At 64.2% G+C, this 20,851-nt stretch carries 17 protein-coding genes; 5 read left to right on the top strand and 12 right to left on the bottom strand.

Annotated features, from left to right (window positions below; genetic code table 11):
• Positions 1-9: 9 nt before the first annotated feature.
• From narJ to ACQR1D_RS24860, 4 genes are read right to left on the bottom strand one after another with little or no spacing between them, the layout of a single operon-like run.
• Complete coding sequence (gene narJ / locus ACQR1D_RS24875) at positions 10-720, bottom strand: nitrate reductase molybdenum cofactor assembly chaperone (RefSeq protein ID WP_316182414.1); 711 nt, start codon at positions 718-720, stop codon at positions 10-12.
• On the bottom strand, positions 720-2,240 hold the full coding sequence (narH, locus tag ACQR1D_RS24870; RefSeq protein ID WP_316237557.1) for a nitrate reductase subunit beta: 1,521 nt from the start codon (positions 2,238-2,240) through the stop codon (positions 720-722). Before narH ends, narJ begins: the two co-directional genes overlap by 1 nt.
• Positions 2,237-5,989 carry a nitrate reductase subunit alpha gene (locus tag ACQR1D_RS24865; RefSeq protein WP_434840055.1) on the bottom strand — a complete coding sequence of 1,251 codons (3,753 nt, stop codon included), beginning with the start codon at positions 5,987-5,989 and terminating at the stop codon, positions 2,237-2,239. Before ACQR1D_RS24865 ends, narH begins: the two co-directional genes overlap by 4 nt.
• Before the next feature lie 11 nt (positions 5,990-6,000).
• Positions 6,001-8,742 carry a nitrate/nitrite transporter gene (locus ACQR1D_RS24860; RefSeq protein WP_434840054.1) on the bottom strand — a complete coding sequence of 914 codons (2,742 nt, stop codon included), beginning with the start codon at positions 8,740-8,742 and terminating at the stop codon, positions 6,001-6,003.
• Positions 8,743-8,939: 197 nt separating this feature from the next.
• Here ACQR1D_RS24860 and ACQR1D_RS24855 point away from each other — a divergent pair, with 197 nt between their 5' ends.
• Positions 8,940-9,638, top strand: coding sequence for a helix-turn-helix domain-containing protein (locus tag ACQR1D_RS24855; protein WP_434840053.1), 699 nt, complete (start codon positions 8,940-8,942; stop codon positions 9,636-9,638).
• A gap of 348 nt (positions 9,639-9,986) precedes the next feature.
• On the opposite strand, the gene ACQR1D_RS24850 is transcribed toward ACQR1D_RS24855, so the two are convergent.
• The 5 genes from ACQR1D_RS24850 to ACQR1D_RS24830 form a co-directional block, all read right to left on the bottom strand.
• The gene (locus ACQR1D_RS24850; protein ID WP_434840052.1) at positions 9,987-10,316 is read right to left on the bottom strand and encodes a hypothetical protein; all 330 of its coding nucleotides are present in this window, start codon (positions 10,314-10,316) and stop codon (positions 9,987-9,989) included.
• 11 nt (positions 10,317-10,327) lie between these two features.
• Positions 10,328-10,741, bottom strand: a complete 414-nt coding sequence (locus ACQR1D_RS24845; protein WP_434840051.1) for a DUF302 domain-containing protein — start codon at positions 10,739-10,741, stop codon at positions 10,328-10,330.
• Between the two features lie 104 nt (positions 10,742-10,845).
• The gene (locus tag ACQR1D_RS24840; RefSeq protein WP_315803374.1) at positions 10,846-11,385 is read right to left on the bottom strand and encodes a c-type cytochrome; all 540 of its coding nucleotides are present in this window, start codon (positions 11,383-11,385) and stop codon (positions 10,846-10,848) included.
• Positions 11,372-12,649: a sulfite dehydrogenase gene (soxC, locus tag ACQR1D_RS24835; protein WP_316182403.1), complete on the bottom strand. Its 1,278-nt coding sequence runs from the start codon at positions 12,647-12,649 to the stop codon at positions 11,372-11,374. The genes ACQR1D_RS24840 and soxC overlap by 14 nt, the downstream gene beginning before the upstream one ends.
• Positions 12,650-12,742: 93 nt before the next feature.
• Positions 12,743-14,116: a PLP-dependent aminotransferase family protein gene (locus tag ACQR1D_RS24830; protein WP_434840050.1), complete on the bottom strand. Its 1,374-nt coding sequence runs from the start codon at positions 14,114-14,116 to the stop codon at positions 12,743-12,745.
• A gap of 85 nt (positions 14,117-14,201) precedes the next feature.
• Here ACQR1D_RS24830 and ACQR1D_RS24825 point away from each other — a divergent pair, with 85 nt between their 5' ends.
• Positions 14,202-15,191: a helix-turn-helix transcriptional regulator gene (locus ACQR1D_RS24825; RefSeq protein ID WP_315803371.1), complete on the top strand. Its 990-nt coding sequence runs from the start codon at positions 14,202-14,204 to the stop codon at positions 15,189-15,191.
• A gap of 20 nt (positions 15,192-15,211) precedes the next feature.
• On the opposite strand, the gene ACQR1D_RS24820 is transcribed toward ACQR1D_RS24825, so the two are convergent.
• A complete protein-coding gene (locus ACQR1D_RS24820) occupies positions 15,212-16,177 on the bottom strand; it encodes an MBL fold metallo-hydrolase (protein WP_315803498.1) in 966 nt (321 codons plus the stop codon).
• 238 nt (positions 16,178-16,415) lie between these two features.
• Here ACQR1D_RS24820 and ACQR1D_RS24815 point away from each other — a divergent pair, with 238 nt between their 5' ends.
• From ACQR1D_RS24815 to ACQR1D_RS24805, 3 genes are all read left to right on the top strand, one after another.
• The gene (locus tag ACQR1D_RS24815) at positions 16,416-17,315 is read left to right on the top strand and encodes an AraC family transcriptional regulator (RefSeq protein WP_315803370.1); all 900 of its coding nucleotides are present in this window, start codon (positions 16,416-16,418) and stop codon (positions 17,313-17,315) included.
• Between the two features lie 189 nt (positions 17,316-17,504).
• A complete protein-coding gene (locus tag ACQR1D_RS24810; protein ID WP_315803369.1) occupies positions 17,505-18,326 on the top strand; it encodes an alpha/beta fold hydrolase in 822 nt (273 codons plus the stop codon).
• Positions 18,323-19,066 carry a response regulator transcription factor gene (locus ACQR1D_RS24805; protein ID WP_316182396.1) on the top strand — a complete coding sequence of 248 codons (744 nt, stop codon included), beginning with the start codon at positions 18,323-18,325 and terminating at the stop codon, positions 19,064-19,066. The genes ACQR1D_RS24810 and ACQR1D_RS24805 overlap by 4 nt, the downstream gene beginning before the upstream one ends.
• Positions 19,067-19,208: 142 nt before the next feature.
• Here ACQR1D_RS24805 and ACQR1D_RS24800 read toward each other — a convergent pair whose 3' ends face one another.
• On the bottom strand, positions 19,209-19,538 hold the full coding sequence (locus ACQR1D_RS24800) for a hypothetical protein (protein ID WP_316182395.1): 330 nt from the start codon (positions 19,536-19,538) through the stop codon (positions 19,209-19,211).
• Between the two features lie 244 nt (positions 19,539-19,782).
• The gene (locus ACQR1D_RS24795; protein ID WP_434840049.1) at positions 19,783-20,772 is read right to left on the bottom strand and encodes an alcohol dehydrogenase catalytic domain-containing protein; all 990 of its coding nucleotides are present in this window, start codon (positions 20,770-20,772) and stop codon (positions 19,783-19,785) included.
• Positions 20,773-20,851: the final 79 nt, after the last annotated feature.

Raw genomic sequence — 20,851 nt, 5'->3', positions numbered from 1 at the left:
CCAATCCCCTCATTGCAACTGTGACGGCGGCGCGTTGACCGCACGTTTGGCGTGGCGCAGTTTTGCGATCAGATTGTCGTGCCCACAGGCTGCCTGGTCGCCGCCTCCCGGGCCGAACCTGACCTCTTCGTCCTCCCAGGCCGCGTCGAGCGCGTGCAGGTCCATCGGATCCACGTCCGCCGCCTTCAGCAGCTCATCGACGATCTCCGCGCGGGGCTGGTCCGCGGCGATCTGGAGCAGCGCGTCGAACACCGCCCGATAGCTCGACTGCCGCCGCCCCAATCGTTCCGCGAGCGCGGCGATGATGTGGCTGGTCTGGCCGAGCAACTCGCGCGCATCCGCAAGCTCCCGGATGGCGAGGAATTCGAGGAACAGCGGCAGATAATCAGGCAGCTCGTTGCCGGCGATGACGAGGTCGGCTTTGTCATACATGGCGCGCAGGTCGACCATGGCCTGGCCGCGGTCGCGGCCTTCGCCATGGACATGCTCGAACAGATGCAGCGCCAGGGTCTTGCTGCGGTCGAACAGCAGGCCGTAGCGCTCCTGCAGGTCGTAGACGTCGCTCGTGGCGATCTCCTGCAGCAGCACGTCGAGCTCCCGGCGAATGCCAGGCTGGACGAGGCCTTCCTGGTCGAGCACCCGCGCGAGCTCCGGGATGGCCGCGATCAATTCCCCGCTCGGATAGTTCAGCAACGCCGACAGCACCTTGAACGTCTTCATCAGGCGACCTCCATCGGATTCTTGGTCTTGCGCGGCGACCCGAACAGGTTGACTTCGCTCTCGCCCCCGGAGCAGCCGTTGCCGAACGAGAAGCCGCAGGAGCCGCGGATATCAAACGCGTCGCCACCGAGCTCGCGGTGCGCGGTCGGGATCACGAAGCGGTCCTCGTAGTTGGCGATCGCCATGATGTGGTACATGTCGTCGATCTGCGCGCCGCTCAGGCCGACGCGCCTCGCGATCGCCTCGTCGACCACGCCATCGATGGTCTTGGCCCGCATATAGGCACGCATGGCCAGCATTCGCTCGAGCGCCAGCGTCACCGGCTTCTCGTCGCCCGCAGTCAGCAGATTGGCGAGGTACCGCATGGGAATGCGCAAGGACTTGACGTCGGGCATCTCGCCATCGTGCCCGATCTTGCCGGACGAAGCCGCCGACGTGATCGGCGACAGCGGCGGCACGTACCAGACCATCGGCAAGGTCCGGTATTCCGGGTGCAAGGGGAAGGCGACCTTCCATTCCATCGCCATCTTCCAGATCGGCGACCGGATCGCTGCCTCCAGCCAGGCATGCGGAATGCCCTGGCGCTCGGCCTCTGCAAGGACGTTGGGATCGTTCGGATCGAGAAAGACGTCGAGCTGGGCCTGGTAGAGATCGCCCTCGTCGGGCTTGGACGCGGCCTCGGCGATGCGGTCCGCGTCATACAGCACGACACCGAGATAGCGAATGCGCCCGACACAGGTCTCGGAGCACACGGTCGGCTGCCCCGCCTCGATCCGGGGATAGCAGAAGATGCACTTCTCCGATTTCCCCGAGGACCAGTTATAATAGATCTTCTTGTAGGGGCAGCCGGAGACGCACATTCTCCAGCCGCGGCACTTGTCCTGATCGATCAGGACGATGCCATCCTCCTCGCGCTTGTAGATCGCGCCGGACGGGCAGGATGCGACGCAGGCCGGATTGAGGCAGTGCTCGCACAGCCGCGGCAGATACATCATGAAGGTGTTTTCGAACTGGCCGTAGATCTCCTTCTGCACGCCGTCGAAATTGATGTCCCGAGAGCGCTTGGCGAATTCGCCGCCCAGGATCTCTTCCCAGTTCGGCCCCCACTCGATCTTTTCCATCCGCTCTCCGGACACCAGCGAGCGCGGCCGCGCGGTCGGCATCGCCGATGCCTCGGGCGCACTCTGCAGGTGCTGATAGTCGAAGGTGAACGGCTCGTAGTAGTCATCGATCTCAGGAAGATCAGGGTTGGCGAAGATGTTCGCCAGAACCCGCCACTTGCCGCCGATCCGCGGCTGGATCGACCCGTCGCGATTGCGCGACCAGCCGCCCTTCCAGCGAGACTGGTTCTCCCAATCCTTGGGATAGCCGACGCCCGGTTTGGTCTCGACGTTGTTGAACCACGCGTATTCCATCCCCTCGCGGCTCGTCCAGACGTTCTTGCAGGTCACGCTGCAGGTGTGGCAGCCGATGCACTTGTCGAGATTGAGCACCATGGCGATTTGAGCACGGATCTTCATTCTGCAGCCTCCGAGGGGGTCGTGGCCGACCGGTCAGCAGTCGGCTGGTCCAGCCAATCAATCTTCGACATCTTCCGGACGATGACGAACTCGTCGCGGTTGGCGCCGACCGTGCCGTAGTAGTTGAAGCCATAGGCCTGCTGAGCGTAGCCCCCGATCATGTGCGTCGGCTTCGGAACGACACGCGTGACCGAATTGTGGATGCCGCCGCGCTGCCCGGTCTGCTCGGAGCCCGGCACGTTCACGATCTTCTCCTGCGCATGATACATCATGCACATGCCCTGCTTGACCCGCTGCGAGACCACTGCGCGCGCAACCAGCGCACCATTGGTGTTGTAGGCTTCGATCCAGTCATTGTCGGCGATGCCGGCAGCCTTTGCGTCGATCTCGCTGATCCACACGATGGGACCGCCGCGCGACAAGGTCAGCATCAGGAGGTTGTCGGTATAGGTGGAGTGGATGCCCCACTTCTGATGCGGCGTGATGAAGTTCAGGACGACGGACGCATTGCCGTTCGGCTTGCGATCGATCACCGGCTTGACGGTCTTGGTATCGATCGGCGGCCGGTAGACGCAGAAGCCCTCGCCGAAAGCCCTCATCCACAGGTGATCCTGATAGAGCTGCTGCCTGCCGGTCAGCGTCCGCCAGGGGATCAGCTCGTGGACGTTGGTGTAGCCGGCGTTGTAGCAGACCTTCTCGGACTCGAGCCCCGACCAGATCGGCGACGAGATGATCTTGCGCGGCTGCGCGACGACGTCGCGGAACCGGATCTTCTCATCCTCCTTGGGAATGGCGAGATGAGCATGGTCGCGGCCGGTGAATTGCTCCAGCGACGACCACGCCTTGACCGCGACCTCGCCATTGGTTTCCGGCGCCAGGCTGAGGATCACCTCGCAGGCGTCGACCGCACTGTCGATGCGAGCCAGCCCCTGGGTCGGCCCGTCCTCAGCGACGACGCCGTTGAGGCGCTTCAGGAGCTCGACCTCATGGTCGGTGTTCCAGGCCATCCCCTTGCCGCCATTGCCGAGCTTGTTCATCAGCGGACCAAGCGAGGTGAAGCGCTTGTAGAGATTCGGATAGTCACGTTCGACCACCGTCACCGCCGGCATGGTCTTGCCGGGGATCGGATCGATCTCGCCCTGCTTCCAGTCCTTGACGTCGAACGCCTGCGCGATTTCGCCCGGACTGTCGTGCATGATCGGCGTCAGCACGACGTCCTTCTCGAGTCCCAGCACTTCGGGCGCGACCCTGGAGAACGCCTCGGCGATCCCCTTGTAGATGTCCCAATCGCTGCGCGATTCCCACACCGGATCGATCGCCGCCGAAAGCGGATGGATGAAGGGATGCATGTCGGACGTATTGAGGTCGTTCTTCTCGTACCACGTGGCGGTCGGCAGCACGACGTCCGAATACATGCAGGTGGTCGACATCCGGAAGTCGAGCGTGACCAGCAGATCGAGCTTTCCTTCCGGAGCCTCCTCATGCCAGGTGACCTCGACCGGCCTATTGTGGCCCTGATCGCCGAGGTCCTTGCCGAGCACGCCATGCTTGGTGCCGAGCAGATGCTTGAGGAAGTATTCGTGGCCCTTGCCTGAGGCACCGAGCAGGTTCGAGCGCCAGACGAACAGGTTGCGGGGCCAGTTCTTCGGTTGATCGGGATCCTCGCAGGAGAGCTTCAGCTCGCCCGACTTCAAGGCCTTCGCGACGTAGTCCTTCGGCTCCAGGCCGGCGGCGGCTGCGCGCTTGGATACCTCGATCGGATTGGCCTGCAGTTGCGGCGCCGACGGCAGCCATCCCATGCGCTCGGCGCGGACATTGTAGTCGATCAGCGCGCCGTGCCAGGAGCCGGCCGGTGCGGTCGGTGAGAGAATCTCGCTGACATTGACCGTCTCGTAGCGCCATTGGTCGGTGTGGGCGTAGAACGCCGAAGTCGAATTCATCTGCCGCGGCGGGCGCCCCCAATCGAGCGCAAAGGCGAGCGGCGTCCAGCCCGACTGCGGCCGCAGCTTTTCCTGGCCCACATAATGCGACCAGCCACCGCCGGACTGGCCGACACAGCCGCACATCACCAGCATGTTGATGATGCCGCGATAGTTCATGTCCATGTGGTACCAGTGGTTCAGACCGGCGCCGACGATGACCATCGAACGCCCCCGGGTCTTCGACGCATTCGAGGCAAACTCGCGGGCCACCGCGATGATCTGGCCGCGCGGCACCCCGCAGATCGCCTCGGCCCATGCCGGGGTGTACGGCTCCAGATCATCGTAGCTCTTGCCGAGATGGTCGCCGCCGAAGCCGCGATCGACACCATAATTGGCGGCGAACAAGTCAAAGACCGTGGCCACGACCGCCTCACCATCGGCAAGACGAAGTCGCTTCACCGGCACGTTGCGGGTCAGCACGTCCGGATGATTGGTGCCGCTGAAGTGATCGTGCTGACGGTTGCCGAAATAGGGGAATCCCACCGGCGCGATCTCGTCCTCGATGCCGGCCAGAGACAGCCGCAGCCGGGTATCGTTGTTCGCCGAGCTCTTCTCTTCCAGGCTCCACTTGCCCTTTTCGCCCCAGCGGAAGCCGACCGATCCCTTGGGCACGACAATGGCCCCGCTGATCTCATCATAGGCAACGGTCTTCCATTCGGGATTGTTGGCCTCGTCGAGAGATGTGGCGAAATCCGAGGCGCGCACGAACCGCTCAGGAACGAGCCGTCCCTCGGATTTCACCAGCCGCACCAGAAATGGCATATCCGTATACTGGCGCGCATAGTCGTTGAAGTATGGCGTCTGCCGGTCGATGTGAAACTCCTTGAGGATCACGTGACCCATCGCCATCGCCAGCGCCGCGTCGGTGCCCTGCTTCGGCGACAGCCAGAGATCGGCGAATTTCGCAGCCTCGGAATAGTCCGGGCAGACAACGACGCTCTTGGCCCCCTTGTAGCGAACCTCCGTATAGAAATGCGCATCCGGCGTACGCGTCTGTGGCACGTTGGAGCCCCAGAGCATCAGGAAGCCCGAATTGTACCAGTCCGCGCTTTCAGGCACGTCGGTCTGCTCGCCCCAGGTCTGCGGCGAGGCCGGCGGGAGGTCGCAATACCAATCGTAGAACGACATGCAGACGCCACCGAGCAGCGACAGATAGCGCGCGCCGGCCGCGTAGCTCACCATGGACATCGCCGGGATCGGCGAAAACCCGAACACCCGGTCCGGACCATAGGCCCTGACCGTATAGGCATTGGCCGCCGCGATCAGCTCGTTGACCTCGGCCCAGCTCGCCCGCACGAAGCCGCCCAGTCCGCGCTTCTGCACGTAGTCCGAGCGCTTGTCCGGATTCTCGACGATCGACTTCCAGGCCGCGACCGGCGTCATCCGCGCCCGCGCCTCGCGCCACAGCCTGAGCAGCCGCGAGCGCACCAGCGGATATTTCACCCGGTTTCCGGAATAGAGGTACCAGCTGTAGCTCGCGCCGCGGGCGCAGCCGCGCGGCTCATGATTGGGAAGATCAGGGCGCGTCCGGGGGTAGTCGGTCTGCTGGGTCTCCCAGGTGACGATGCCGCCCTTGACGTAGACCTTCCACGAGCAGGAGCCGGTGCAGTTCACGCCATGCGTCGAGCGCACGATCTTGTCGTGCTGCCAGCGCTTGCGATAGCCCTCCTCCCAGGAACGGTCCTCGGTCGTCGTCACGCCGTGTCCGCCTGCGAACTCCTCCTTGGCCCGGGTGAAAAAGGTCAGCCTATCGAGAAAATGGCTCATCGTTTACGTCCTCATTCAGCGGGTTGGGCAGCGGTCGCGATCGCTCGGCGCCCTTCGACGTCGTGCAGGACGCCGCCCTTGCGGGTGTAGACGGCCCAGGTGATCAGCACGCAGGTGACGTAGAAGCCGAAGAAGCCCCAGAGGGCGGCCTGCACGCCGCCAGTGAGGTCAATCGAGGTGCCGTAGGATTTGGGAATGAAGAATGCGCCGAAAGCGGCAATCGCGGAGGTGAAGCCGGTGATGGCGGCGGATTCCTTCTCGGCCTGGCGCAGCCGCGTCTCCGCGTCTGCGGTCGGCATGAGCCGGGCCATTTCCTGGCGCATGATGTTGGGGATCATCTGGAAGGTCGATGCATTGCCGACACCGGTCGCGAAGAACAGCAGCAGGAACATCGCGAAGAAGCCCCAGAATGCACCGGGCTGATCCTTGATGCCGAGGAAGTAGAGCACCCCGAGCACACCGGCCATCATCAGCAGGAACACCCCGACGGTAACCCGCCCGCCGCCCCATTTGTCGGCCATCCAGCCCGTCGCGGACCGCGACAAGGCACCCACCAGCGGCCCGAGGAACGCGAACTGCAACGCGTCGACGGCCGGGAACTGGGTCTTTGCCAGCAGCGGGAAGCCCGCAGAATAGCCGATGAACGAGCCGAACGTGCCGGTGTAGAGCCAGCACATGATCCAGTTGTGCCGCCGCTGGAAGATGACGGCCTGATCGGCGAAGGACGCTTTCGCGGAGGCGATGTCGTTCATCCCGAACCAGGCGGCGAAAGCGCTGGCGACGATGAACGGTACCCAGACGAAGCCGGCATTCTGCAGCCAGATCGGCGTCGGCTGCGACCCACTCGTCATCGCCGGATCTCCGCCGAACCAGCCGAAGACTCCGACCGTGATCACGATCGGCACCACGAACTGGACGACGCTGACGCCGAGATTGCCGAGGCCGGCATTGAGCGCGAGCGCGTTGCCCTTCTCGGCGCGAGGAAAGAAGAAGGAGATGTTGGCCATCGACGAGGCGAAATTGCCGCCGCCGAAGCCGCACAACAGAGCCAGTATCAGGAACACCGGATAGGGCGTCGCCGGATTCTGCACCGCATAGCCGATTCCGATCGCGGGTATCAGCAGCGACCACGTGGCCAGCGTGGTCCACAGCCGGCCGCCGAAGATCGGCACCATGAAGGAATAGAAGATGCGCAGAACTGCACCGGAGATCCCAGGCAGCGACGCCAGCCAGAACAGTTCATCGGTCGTGAACTTGAAGCCGACCGAAGGCAGCTTCGCAACCACGACAGACCAAACCTGCCACACCGCGAAGGACAACAGCAGCGCCGGAATGGAGATCCAGAGGTTGCGTCGCGCGATGGCTCGGCCCTTCTCTCTCCAGAACGTGTCGTCCTCGGGCCGCCAGTCGGTGAGGATCGCGCCGGACAGGGCTCCGATGTGCTCGGGCCGGTGAATTTCCTCCATTTCCGGCAGTTCCGGCAGCCTCTTCAGCGCTTCGCCGGCGACGCCGCGCTCCATCTGCCGGATCGAGAGATGCATCCAGACCAGCGCGACCGCGACCAGCAGGAACAGCAGCATGAAGCAGCTGGTTCGCAGACCGGTGAGATCCACCAGCGCGCCGAACGCAATCGGAAGCACAAATCCCCCGAGCCCGCCGATCATGCCGACCAGGCCGCCGACGGCTCCGACATTGTTCGGATAGTAGACGGGGATGTGCTTGTAGACGGCGGCCTTGCCGAGCGCCATGAAGAAGCCGAGCACGAAGACGATGACGACGAACGGGACGAGCCCCATCTCCAGATGGAAGCCGACCTTTCCGTTGACGGTCGTCACAACGTAGTCCGTCGGCGGGTAGGACAACAGGAAGGTCGCGACGACGGCGACCAGAAATGTCCAGTACATCACGCGACGGGCGCCGAACCGATCGGACAAGTGTCCGCCATAGGCGCGAAACACGCTGGCCGGAAACGAGAACATGGCGGCCATCATGCCGGCCGACTGGATTCCGACGCCGTAGACCTTGATCAGGTATTGCGGCAGCCACAGCGACAACGCGACGAAGGCGCCGAAGACGAAGAAGTAGTACAGCGCGAAGCGCCAGACCTGGATGTTCTTGAGCGGCGCGAGCTCGAGCCAGGCGCTGCCGGCCTTCTGGTTGCGCTGTCTTCGCGAGCGGACCACCGGGTCCTCCTCGGAGAACAGCCAGAAGACGATTCCCATGACGCCGATCGCGAGCGCCCAGACCTGGGCCACGGTCTGCCAGCCATAGGCGACCAGCACGAACGGCGCCACGAACTTGGTGACGGCGGCGCCCACGTTGCCGGCGCCGAAGATTCCGAGCGCAGTGCCCTGCTTGGCCGTCGGATAGAACCGCGACACATAGGCGACGCCGACCGCGAACGAGCCACCGGCGATTCCTACGAAGAGCGCCGCGACGAGAAATTGCGGATAGGTATGCGCCCAGGTCAGAAGATAGGTCGCGACCGCGGCAGCGAGCATCACAACGGTATAGACGCGGCGCCCGCCATACTGATCGGTCCAGATACCGAGCATCAGCCGGATCAGCGAGCCGCTCAGGATCGGGGTGCCGATCAGGAGGCCGAACTCGGTTTCGTTCAGATCGAGCTCTTGCTTGATCCGGATGCCGATGATCGAGAAGATCGTCCACACCGCAAAGCAGATCGTGAACGAGATTGTTGAGAGCCAAAGTGCTCGCGTTCGGTGCACAGGGCTAGAATCTACGGCGTCCATGGTGGCCTCGACGAATGAATTCGACGCCACAGCAGTTATTCGGGGCACCCGGGGAAGGTTTTGCGATGCATCAACCGGACGGCCCGGTCTGCCACAATCTGCCAAATGCTCCAGATCGGATTATCAGACCGCACGTATGCAATTGACTTTTGTCACAATTCAGGGCGATAGCAGGTGAGTGACCGCTGGAGCTTCGCTTGCGCCCCGACGAACTCGCCCAGTTGAAGACGCTGCCGCTGTTCGCGGACCTCAGCGACGAGAATCTGAAGCGGCTGCTTGGCGCGGCTCTGCTGCAGCAATTTCCGGCCGGAGTGCGGTTGGCTCGCGAGGGAGATCAGGCCGACTTCCTGCATGTGCTGATTGGCGGGTTGGTGGAAATCTACACCGAGCAGGACGAGGCCGAGTGGGGCATCTCGCTGCTTCGTCCCGTGTCGACCTTCATACTGGCTGCGGTCGTGGTCGATCAGGCGTATCTCAATTCAGCCCGCACGCTGACCGAGTCGCGCGTGCTGCTGATCCCGGCCCGCGATGTAAGGGCACTCTTCGACGAAGACATCGCATTCGCACGGATTGTCGCTCAGGAGCTGGCGTATGCCTATCGCGCTTCTGTCAAGAAGCTGAAGGGCACCCTGGCCCGGTCGAGCATCGAGCGCCTCGCCAATTGGATCCTTGCCGAAGCCCAGCGCGAACCGGCGCACGCGAATATCGTCATTCCATTCGACCGCGGTACGCTGGCCTCCCACATCGGCACGACGCGCGAAAACCTGTCACGCAGTCTTGCCCAACTTACGAGCCATGGGGTTCGCATCCGCGGACGAGAGATCGTCATCGACCGCAAGGAGAAGTTGGAGCTGTTTGCCCGGCCAAAGCCGCTGATCGACGATCCCGGCTCGTAGGCTTCTTTTGCGAACGGTCCTGCCCTCTGTTGGGAACGGTCAATCAGCAGAGTCCGGAATCGGAGCCGTCGATATGGTTCTTCTCCGCCGCCACACCCACTCCGCGTGGCAGTCGCTGAGACGGCCCGAAACCGATCGGCCGCTGCGTCGGTGATCTGGTTTTGCGCGATCGGCATTGCCAAGCCAGGGGTTCACCAGCCCTCCTCTAAACGTGACTGCTTTTAGATTTGACGAGGCCACTTCAGCATATCGGCGGGCTCAACGCCGGGCGCTACTGCCAGGGCTTGGACGTTGTCCAGTGTGAGGTTAATCAGCCCCGCCTCTATCTTGCCACGCCGCAACATCCGCCTAGACCAGGCCCGGCGGACCTGGCTGATCGTCGGCGTCCCGCGACACGATCGTCGGCGGCTCATCATAGCCGGCACGGCTGCTATAGAACACCAGCACCATCAGCCCGATGCCGCATACGAGCGAGAACAGCACGCCGATGGCCATCGCGGCATAGCCTGACGACGGCACGTCGGTGCCTTCTGCGGACGACCAGCCGAGAACCGCGACGACGATCACCGCAACCAGCATCGACAGCAATGCTGCGACGAGCAGATAGGCGCTGGCCCCCATGGTGCGGGCATCCGACGCCATCTCTCCCCACAGCGAACGCCAGGATATGCGCGGCATGGCATGCGCCCCTATTGCGGCGACGCTTCGGACGCCGCGGCTCCGGCAATCGCCTCGAGCGCGCCGGTCATGGCCCGCACGGCCGGCTCGGCCGCCGCCGGTCGGCCGTGACGCCCCAGCAGCCAGGCCGGGTCATTGTAGGACAACCAGGTGCGGCCCTCGGCGTCCTGCCACACGAGGACCTTCAGGGGCAGATCGATGCCGCTGGTCTGTGCGGCCTGCATCAGCGGCGTTCCCCCTTTGGGGCTGCCGAAGATCAGCAGGTCGGTCGGGCGCAGCGTCATGCCCGCCTCGACGGCGCCGGCCCGATGGTCGACATGAGCAAAGATCGTCAGTCCCCTCGATGTGACCGCGTCCTGCAGCTTCCGCATCGTGGTGCCCGGATCATTATGGCTTTGAATCGTGATCAGCCCGTTCGGGTCCATGGCTTGTGCTCCGATCGTTGTCGACAATGTCAGAAGGCCGAGCAGAGCGAGCGTCCACCCGATCACGAGGCCCCGGCCGGCGGATTGCCGGCAGCCTGATCCGCTCATTTTGGCGCCCGCACCCTGCTGAACTCCGGCACGGGAACGAAGCCGTCGCGGTTCGGCATTCTAACCTTCGGAAGCGAGGCCTGATCGAGACGGCCGTCCGGCGGCAGGATGCCGTTCAGGCTGAGGATGTAGGCCGACAATGCGTAGTAGTCGTCGACGCTGAGCGAGCCCGGAGCCTGGTACGGCATGGCGCGATGGATGTAGTCGAACAAGGTCGTGGCATAAGGCCAGAAACTGCCGACGGTCTTCACCGGATTGCCAGAGGCGAGCGTCCCCTGACCGCCCACCAGACGATCCTTGATGCCGCCCTGCCCGCCTTCGCCATGGCAGGCGGCACAGTTCTCGGCAAACAGCTCCCTGCCACGCGCGGCCGTGCCGCTGCCCTCTGGCAAGCCCTTGCCGTCGGGACGGACGTCGATGTCCCATAGCCTGATCTCCTGCGCCGTTGCCGGGCGTCCGAATTCGGCCGCATGTGCCGGACAGACGAGAAGCGCCGCGGCCAGCGCGGTAGCGAAAAGGCGCTCAGGCGAGAACATTGCTGACCTTCCCATCGCCGCTGATACTCCATGTCTGCTGGGCGCTGTAGTGGAACAGCGCGTTGGTCCCGGTCTTCGCGATGAACGATTTGCGATCGGGCTGCACGTTGCCCTTCTCGTCGGTCGAGCGGCTGACGATCCTGGTGGGCTTGCCGTCCCACTGCCAGTCGAGCTGGAAGCGCGCCTGCGCCTTCGGCAGCACGGGATGGTTCAACCGGGCCTGCTGCCAGGTTCGGGCCGCGTCGGTGCTCACCTCGACCTTTGCGATCCGACCATGGCCGCTCCAGGCCAGGCCGGTGATGCGGTTGTAGCCGGGGCGGATCGTCATCGTCCCCGAGGGCGAGGTGATGACGGAATTGGTCTCCATCCTGAGCTGGAACTGCATCGCCTTGCCGTTGGCCAGCAGCTGGGTGTAGCGCGCGGTCTCCCAGCGCGTCATCCAGGGCGCGTCGCCGAACTTCAGGCGGCGCAGCCATTTGATGTTCAGATTGCCTTCGAATCCGGGCATGATGAGACGCAACGGGAAGCCATGGGCCGGCCGCAGCGGCTCGCCGTTCTGGCCATAGGCGACGAACGCCTCGTCCATGATCTCATCCGTGAGCGGGATGCTTCGTGCAACGCCCGCCGCGTCGCCGCCCTCGGCCAGCATCCAGGCGGAGCGATGATCCTTGCCGACCAGCTCGATCAGATGGCGAAGCGGGACACCGGTCCATTCGTTGCTGCTGACGAGACCATGGGTATTCTGCACCGTCAGATTGGGGTCGGCCTTCTTCCAGTTCTCCCAGCCATTGCCGGTGCACTCGATGAAAACGACGCGCGAGATCGAGGGCATTCGCGCGATGTCATCGGGCGTCAGCACAAGCTGCTCGCGTGTCATGCCGTGGATGAGCAGCCTGTGCCTGGCCGGATCGATGTTCGGAACACCGGAATGGCTGCGCTCATAGTGCAGATCCGACGGGGTGATCGTGCCGACGAGCCTGTCGAGTGGCGTCTTAGAGTTGATCGCATCGGCGGGATCGACATTCCGCTTGCCGGGCGTCGCCTCCGGAATCCGTCCGATGTGAACATAGGGCGAGCGCGCGCTGAAGGCGGACAACGCATCACCCGGCTCCCGCGCCGGCACGTCGGCCAGATCGTCGGCGAGCGCTTCGCCGGCTATCGAGACGCTGACGGCGACCGCCGACGCCTTGACGAAGCGTCGACGCGAGATGCCGCCTCCCTCATCGGACCGGAGCCAGGTGTGAGACGGCTTTTCGATGCTCATGCGTGCCCTCAGGATGACGGAGGTCGCAGAGGCTTATCTGCAATTCGGTGGCGCCTCCATTATACCGGGGGATGTGAACGCCCGGGGATCGCGCTATACGATCTGTCTGACGGGGCGCGCGGTGACTGCGCGCGACAGCACCTGCAATGCCTGGCCGAGCTCGGCCCGGTTGCGTGCCGCTCCGAGAGAGAGACGCAGACCGCGCGGTGCCGGCTGGCCGACCGCGAACGCGACCTCACCGACGACGGCCAGGCCGTTCCGCATCAGATGCGACAGCAGGTCGGTGCCGTCGAGCTGCGGCGACAGCGGCATCCAAAGATGATGACTGGCGGGACGCGCGGCATAGGTCACTCCCTTCAGCAGACGCGACGCGAGCTGCTGACGGGCGGCGGCCTCGTTGCGGATGGCGCGGATGATCTCGTCGGCGACACCGGACTTCAGCCAGTGCGTGACCAGCGCAACCATCGGCGACGCCGGCATCTGCATCGTTGCCTGCAGGTTGACGCGCATCATCTGCTCGGCCTTGTCGTCGGGCGCCAGCAGATAGGCGACACGCAGGGCCGGCGCGATGCATTTGGCGATGCTGGCCGCATAATAGGTTCGCTCGGGGATCAAGGTCGCGATCGGCGCGACGCGCGGCTCCAGCGGGCCATAGGCATCATCCTCGATCAGCACGGTGTTGCGCTTGCGGATGATGTCGGCGATTGCCTGCCGCCGTCCGGCGCTCATCGTCGCGGTAGTCGGATTCTGCTGTGTCGGAACCAGATAGACCGCCTTCGGCCGGTGCTTGCGCACGGCGTCATCCAGCGCGTCGGGCCGGACCCCCTCCAGATCCATGGCAGCCCCGATGAGACGCACACCGAGCTGCGCAGCGGCTGCCTTGATTCCGGGAAAGGTGAGCGCCTCCGTCACGACGACATCGCCCGGCTGCGTCAGCGCCAGCAGAGCATTGAAGATGATCGCTTGCGATCCCGGATAGATCACGATCCGCTCGGGCGAGGCATGAGACAGCCGCGGTTGCAGCCAGAGGGCGGCAGCTTCGCGCTGGTCCACGCTGCCGCCCGGCGGCGCGTAGCTCAGAAACGCGCTCAAGCCGGCCTCCGTGCGAATGGTCGAAAGCCCCTGCTCGATCCGCCGTTCGAGCTGCGCCTCGACCGGCTGTGGCGGCAGGTTCATCGAGAGGTCGATGGTGACCGTGGCCGGCTGGTCCGGAGACGCACGCGCCGTGGTCTCGGACACGAACGTCCCCTGCCCGACGCGCCCCTCGATCAAGCCTCGACGACGCGCCTCGCTATAGGCGCGTGTGACCGTCGTCAGATCGATCCTCAGCTCCGCCGCGAGGCTGCGGTGCGTCGGCAGCCGCTGCCCACGCAGCAGCCGTCCGCTCGCGATATCCGCGGCGAGCGCATCGACGATGCGGACGAACAGCGGCCCTTGCCATTCGGAAAGTGTAGGGAGCCAATCCATGCAATTCTCCGCAATTCCTTTGATTGCATGCTTCTTCTGACAGATTGTATGGATCATCCCCCTCGGTCAAGGACGGAGGCGCGCAATGGACAACGAGGCCAGAGAAGCCAACACGGCGACGCGACTATCGCACACGGGCCGACATGTGCCGGCCCTGGTCACCTCGCTGCCAAGCCTGGCGCACATCCCTGCCGAACGACGCTGGCGCGAGCCACCGCACTCACCATCGCTGACCGCGGACGGCGGAGCACGACTCTCGGTCTCGATGTGGAGCGGAAGGATCGACAGAGCCGCACTCGAGGTGCAAGCCGATCTGGCCGACCTGCCCTACACGGTGTCTTACGCCGTGCGGTGCACGAACCTGTCGCTCTCCATTGCCGGACGGTCCGTGATCGATGGCGACGTCGTTCCAGGCACCATCGTCCTGACAGGGCCCGCGCTTCCCAATGCGCGGGCAATCTATCGCGAGGACTACGCGATCCTGCGGGCGTTCGTCTCTCCGGCCACCGTGACGGAATGTTACGAGGACATCAGCGGCAGGCCCGCCGACCCTTCGATGGAGTTGTTCGGCCCGCAGGAAGCGGACGACAAGGTGCTGCGTCACCTGATGACGTCGCTGATGCGCGCCTTCGCCGATGACGCCGCCCCGAGCCGGTTGTTCCTCGACAGCCTGAGCATCAGCTTCGCGGCCCACCTGATCGGGCGCTACCACCTGAAGCAGGAGCATTCGCCGAAGCGAAAGCTGTCGCCGCTGACACCGTGGCGGCTGAATCGGGCAAAGGCCTTCATTGATGCTCATCTTCAACAGCCGATCGCGCTGGCGGATCTGAGCGCCGCCGCGGGTCTCAGCCGCATGCATTTCGCAGCTCAGTTCAAGGCCTCCACCGGCATGTCGCCCCACATGTATGTCCTCCAGTGCCGGGTTCATGCGTCGAAGCGGCTGCTGCTCGATCCCGAGCGATCGATCCGGGATGTTGCCATCTCCGTCGGATTCAAGAGCGAAACGCATTTCATCAATGTGTTCCGGCGCCTGGTCGGAGAAGCGCCCGGACGCTGGCGCCGCGCTGTGCCATGATTTCGTCTCGGCCGCGGACGTCAGACGCCCTGGTAGACCAGTCGGGTAAAGAACGCCGGCGTGATCAGGAATTGGCCGAAGCGGCTGTCGAAGGCCGTGGTCGGCTTGGCCGCGATGGCCTCCTCCACCGAACGTCCCTGCTGCTTCAGCTTGGCGACATTGTCGCGGATGGCGGAGAGCATGTCCCGATAAACCGCGAGCTCTTTCCTGTTGCTCACGGGCGCGCCATGTCCGGGAACGACGATCGTCCTGTCGCCCGCCGCGGCCAGATTGGCATCGGCGGCCTTGATCATGCCGTCGATGCTGCCGCCGGTCGAATAGTCGATGAAAGGATAGATTCCGTTCCAGTACGTGTCGCCACAGTGCAGGACGTCGGCCTCGGTGAACGTGATCGACAAATCGGAATCGGTATGCGCAGCGCCGTAGGGCCGGAGCACAACCGTCGCGCCGCCGTGCTTCAGCGTCGTCTCGGCGCTGACGGTCTCGCTCGGAACTGCGGCGAGCGGCGATGTCGGGAAGTTGTAGTCCCAGTCCTCGACGCGCTGCGCTGACAACAGATGCTTGCGGGTGTTCGCGTGGGCGACGATCGCCGCTCCCTCGCCGTTCAACCACGCATTCCCGTCAGTATGGTCGAAATGCCAGTGCGAGTTGATCAGGCGCGTCACAGGGCCGCGGCCAATGGTATTCAGACTCTGCAGCAGCTTCGGACGCGACGCCGTAATGCCTGCATCGACAAGCAGCTTGCCGTCGCGTCCGGAGAGAACCGCGATGTTGCCGCCGGATCCTTCGAGAATGCTGACATCGCCGCGTAGCGCGTGGACCTTGATCGGCGCATGCGCCGCCGCGTCGCGGATCGTATCCACGATGTTGCGGGCTTCGGCAAACGCCTGCGATGGCGTGAGCCAGCCTCCCGCGGCAACTGCACCGGCTGCGGCGATACAGCAGATGCAGAACGTTCGGCGGGAATGGTTCTCAGCCAGTGTCATCTTGCGATCTCCCATTGCCCGTTCGGCAGCAACGTCTCCCGGCAGCCACCACAATCTGGCCTCGGCGCAGCGTTGCGACGGCTGGTCACGACATCTAGCGGACGAGAGACCATGCTTGCTTCCTGAAAGTGCGAATGACTTTCCAATTCGCACGTCAATCGATGGCGCTGCGGCCTACGGCCTCTTTCGCATCCGGTCGGCGCTGTCTAACTAAACGATTTCTCGACGAGGTCTCTCCATGCTGGTGCACGACGAAACTCAATGGCGCGCCAAGCCTGCCCCCGCCACGCTCGCAAACGGCCGCCATCTTCAAGTCGGCCTGTCGCGCTGGCGAAGCGAGCACAACGGTCCTATCGAAGTCTGCTCCGATTGCGAGGATGATTCACACGTCGTGACGCTGGTGCAGCGGCGCGCGCGACAAGAGTTGCTGATCTCCGGACGCAGCGTCTGGAGCGGCGGCGAGGAGCCGAATGCCATGCTGATCACCGGCCCGCGGCAGGGACGTTGGCGCGGGGTGGCCAGGGGCCGGCTCGACAATCTCAGGGTTTTTCTCTCGCAGGATCTGCTGCGCGAGTGCATGAACAGCGTGCTCGGGCGTTTGCCATCGGGCGACATCTGTCTGTTCGAGACCGACCGGATCGTCGACGACGGTCTCCGACAGCTTGCCTTGGCATTCAGGGCCGCGGACCTCTATGACGGAATCGCGGGACCCTCCTTCGTGGAAGGGCTCGCCTTGGCGTTCGGCTCGCGCTTGATCGAACGACATCATGGCCGCACGATCAGCGCCGGCGACGCGGCGAAGCCCGCGGCCGACCGTATCGGCCGCGCCCTCGACTATATCGATGCGCACCTTGGTAGGACGATCTCCCTGTCGCAACTCAGTGACATCGCTGGCCTTCCCCGATCTCGATTTGCCGCCCAGTTCAAGGCCGCCACCGGGCATCCGCCCCATGCCTATATCCTGCACCGCCGGATCGTCCGCGCCCAGGAGAGGCTTCGAGCGACGGAACAGCCAGTCGTCTCGATCGCCTTCGATCTCGGCTTCAGCAGCCAGGCCCATTTCACCACCGCCTTTCGGCGAATGACCGGAAACTCCCCGGCGCTTTGGCGGCTGGGCGCCCGCAATCGAACAAGCTGAACCGTAGCTCCATCCGCTGCAGCTGCCCAGCGCGTGCTCGTGCATTCTTTCAAGATTGGAAGTCCGCACGGAAGACTTCTCCGGTGGGTCTCTTTTAAGTCGTTGTCGAACGAACGCTCACGTCCGAGGCCGCGCCGTAGCCCGCGCTGCAATCGGAATCCTCGACGGGTCTCAACTGGAGATGCATCCATGCCCTTCATCACGACGACCGACGGAACCGAGATTTTCTACAAGGATTGGGGCAACGGACAGCCGATCCTGTTTCATCACGGCTGGCCGCTCAGCGCCGACGATTGGGACACCCAGATGCTATTCTTTCTGCATCGCGGCTATCGCGTGATCGCGCACGATCGGCGCGGTCACGGCCGGTCGAGCCAGTCCTCGACCGGCCATGACATGGACACCTATGCGGCCGACGTGGCGGAGCTCGCGCGCGCGCTCGATCTGCGCAATACCGTCCACGTCGGACACTCGACCGGCGGCGGCGAGGTCACGCGCTACGTCGCCCGTCACGGCCAGGGGCGCGTTGCAAAGGCCGTTCTGGTCAGCGCGATCCCTCCGATCATGCTCAAGACGTCAGCTAATCCAGACGGCACGCCGCTCGCCGTATTCGATGATCTCCGCGCCCAGCTCGCGGCCAACCGGGCGCAGTTCTATCGCGATGTGCCGATTCCGTTCTACGGCTTCAACCGGCCGGGCGCGCGCCTCATCGAGGGTGTCGTCGACAATTGGTGGCGTCAGGGCATGATGGGCGCAGCCCACGCGCATTATGAATGCATCAGGGTGTTCTCGGAAACGGACTTCAACGAGGACCTCAAGCTCATCGATGTACCGACGCTGGTCATGCACGGCGATGACGATCAGATCGTGCCTTATCAAGACGCCGCGCTGCTGTCGGCCAAACAGCTCAAGCATGGCACCTTGAAGCTCTACAAGGGCTTTCCGCACGGCATGCTGACGATCCATGCCGACGTCCTCAACGCAGACATTCTCGCGTTCATCGCAGAATGACGGCAGAGCTTCCTCGCCGTCGAACATCCTCGCATTCGGCTGCGGACTCCCCTCTCCTGCAGCACGGTGCGCGGACGCGTGGCCGCGGCGAGTTGCACCATCTCAGGTTGGCCAGGCCGGAGATCCCACCACCTCATGTCGTCGCTGTCGTCGATGACGACACGACGTCGCGAGACGTACTCGATGCCATCTTGATGTCAGCGGGTCTCGAGTCCAGGTGGCACGATTCGATAGCTTCGCTGCTCACCAGGGGCGTTGATCGCGAAGTCGGCTGCCTCCTGATCGACGTCCGGTTGCCGGGCAAGAGCGGCTTGGCGCTGCAGCAGCATCTCTTTGCACGCAACGTCCGAACCCCGATCATCATGAGCGCCCGCGACGCGGATGTGTCGACCGCTGTCAGCGCCATGCGATCCGGCGCAATCAACTTCGTGGAGAAGCCATTCCAGCCGCGGAACCTCCTCACGGCGGTCGACGAAGCCATTGACATCGAGGCGCGACGGCAGAAGGAGGAGCGCGCGAAGGATCACTTGAGGGATCGCGCCACCCGATTGACGCCGCGAGAGATGGAGGTCCTGACGGCTCTCGATCGCGGCCTGGTCAACAAGCAGATCGCGGCCGAACTCGGGATTTCCCTCATCACGGTGAAGATGCATCGAAGCAATGCCTTCAGAAAGCTCGAGGCGACATCCGTGACGGACATGGTTCAGAAGGTCCGCGACCTCGAGCTCGGGCGGTGCTAGCGAGGGCGCCATGGAGTTGTCGTCTGGGTGGTGTCGATAGAGAATAGGTCGAAGCCCGCCTTGCGCAATCCGGTGCGAGCGACACGTTCACCCGTGAATGTGCGGGCAACTGCAGGCGTGCTGCGCATGTCCTCGCCTGCGTTCAGATCAGGACGGCAGCGAATCTCCAGTCGACCGACTTGCCATCGACCATTGCGTGGAAGGGCGAGAACGCGGTCTCGGCCATTAGCCTTCTCGACGAATTCTGACCGTGCCGCTCAGACCTCCAGACGACGATGTCGGTGATCGAGCCATCCGCGTTGGAGATCATGAGCCGGGAGACGAAGCCGGGCTGCTGACGAAGCCAAGCATCGATGTCACGGCCGGCTTCGACGGCCTGCTTCGCCGCAATCCCCGGCTTCATGCGGAACGAGGTGACTTCCGCCGCCTGAGGCAAGCCCCGCGCGTGACGTGTCTCGCTGGCCGTCACCATGTCTCGCCTGTCAGATCTGGTCCCCACCGGAGACCTCGATCGAGGAAGAACGAACCCTTGAGATGCGTGGCGAGCAGGTTATCGAACATCTCGGGTGTCACCTGGTCGACGGTGGCGAAGAGGCCTGCTCCGGCTTTGTCGACAAGGTGGTCGAAGCGGGCGCGGCACCAGACTCTCATCGCGCGATCCCTTGGCGTTGCCATTTGCGAGTGAAACCTGTGCAGCCGTGATTGGTCGAGCAAGCTCACGCCGCCCCGATGTCGACCGCAATCTTGCCTGCGCCACCCCCCTTCTTGAGGGCGTCATAGGCCGCGCCGACGTCCTCGAGTGCGAACCGGCGCGGGTCGAGCAGCGGCGTGAGCTTGCCGGCCTCGACCATCTGCGCGGCCTTCTCGAGAATCTCGCCGTGGTGCCGCCGTCCTTCACCCTCGATCAGCGGCAGGAGGGTGAAAACGCCGGAATAGGTGCCGCCCTTGAACGAGAGAGGCGCGAGCGGATGGGTGCCCCACCCCAGCGATGAGGTCACGTGACCAAACCTCGCCACCGCGGCGAAGGCGACGTCGAGAGCGCCAACCGTATCGTACACGACGTCGAAGCCACGCCCGCCCGTCACGCGGCCGACCGCTTCGGCAATCGGCTCGTGCCGGTCGATGAAGGTCGCGCCAAGGCGCTCGATCACGGGCCTGCTCTCCGCGCTTCCCGTGGCATGGACCGTTGCACCGAATGCGAGCCCCAGCTGGACCACGATGTGACCGACGCCACCGGCTCCGCCCAGCACAAGGAGCGTCTGTCCTTGTCGAATGCCGACGCGATCGACAAGACCCTCCCAGGCCGTGATCGTCACGAGGGGCAGAACCGCGGCCTCGCGCATGGAGAGGTTGGCCGGCTTGGCCGCAAGCAGATCCTCATCGGCGCTGACATATTCGGCCAGCGTTCCGGGATGACCGCCGACGCCGCCGACCATGCCGTACACCTCGTCGCCAGGGCGAAACCGGGTGACGCCGGGGCCGACGACCTCGACCGTCCCAGCCATGTCCAGCCCGAGGATGGCGGGCGCGGGATGCTTGGCATGCGCGGCCTGGCCGGCTTGGATCTTGGCGTCCAACGGGTTGGTGCCCGCCGCGGCGATGCGCACAAGGACCTCACCGTGCCCCGGCGTCGGGCGGCTGATCGGGGTGACGCGGAGCGGCGCGCCAGTTTCGGGGAGGACGGCAGCCATCATCGAATGGGTCATTGAGAACCTCCTGCTGTGATGGCGGAGACCATGATCCCTCATGTTCTGAATGGACATCATCGAATTTGTACGTAATTCA

Origin of the sequence: Bradyrhizobium sp. HKCCYLRH2047, assembly GCF_051168175.1 — a bacterium.
Lineage (GTDB): Bacteria > Pseudomonadota > Alphaproteobacteria > Rhizobiales > Xanthobacteraceae > Bradyrhizobium.
Note: the sequence above shows the minus strand (reverse complement) of the source record. Positions and strands in the feature narration are given on the sequence as shown.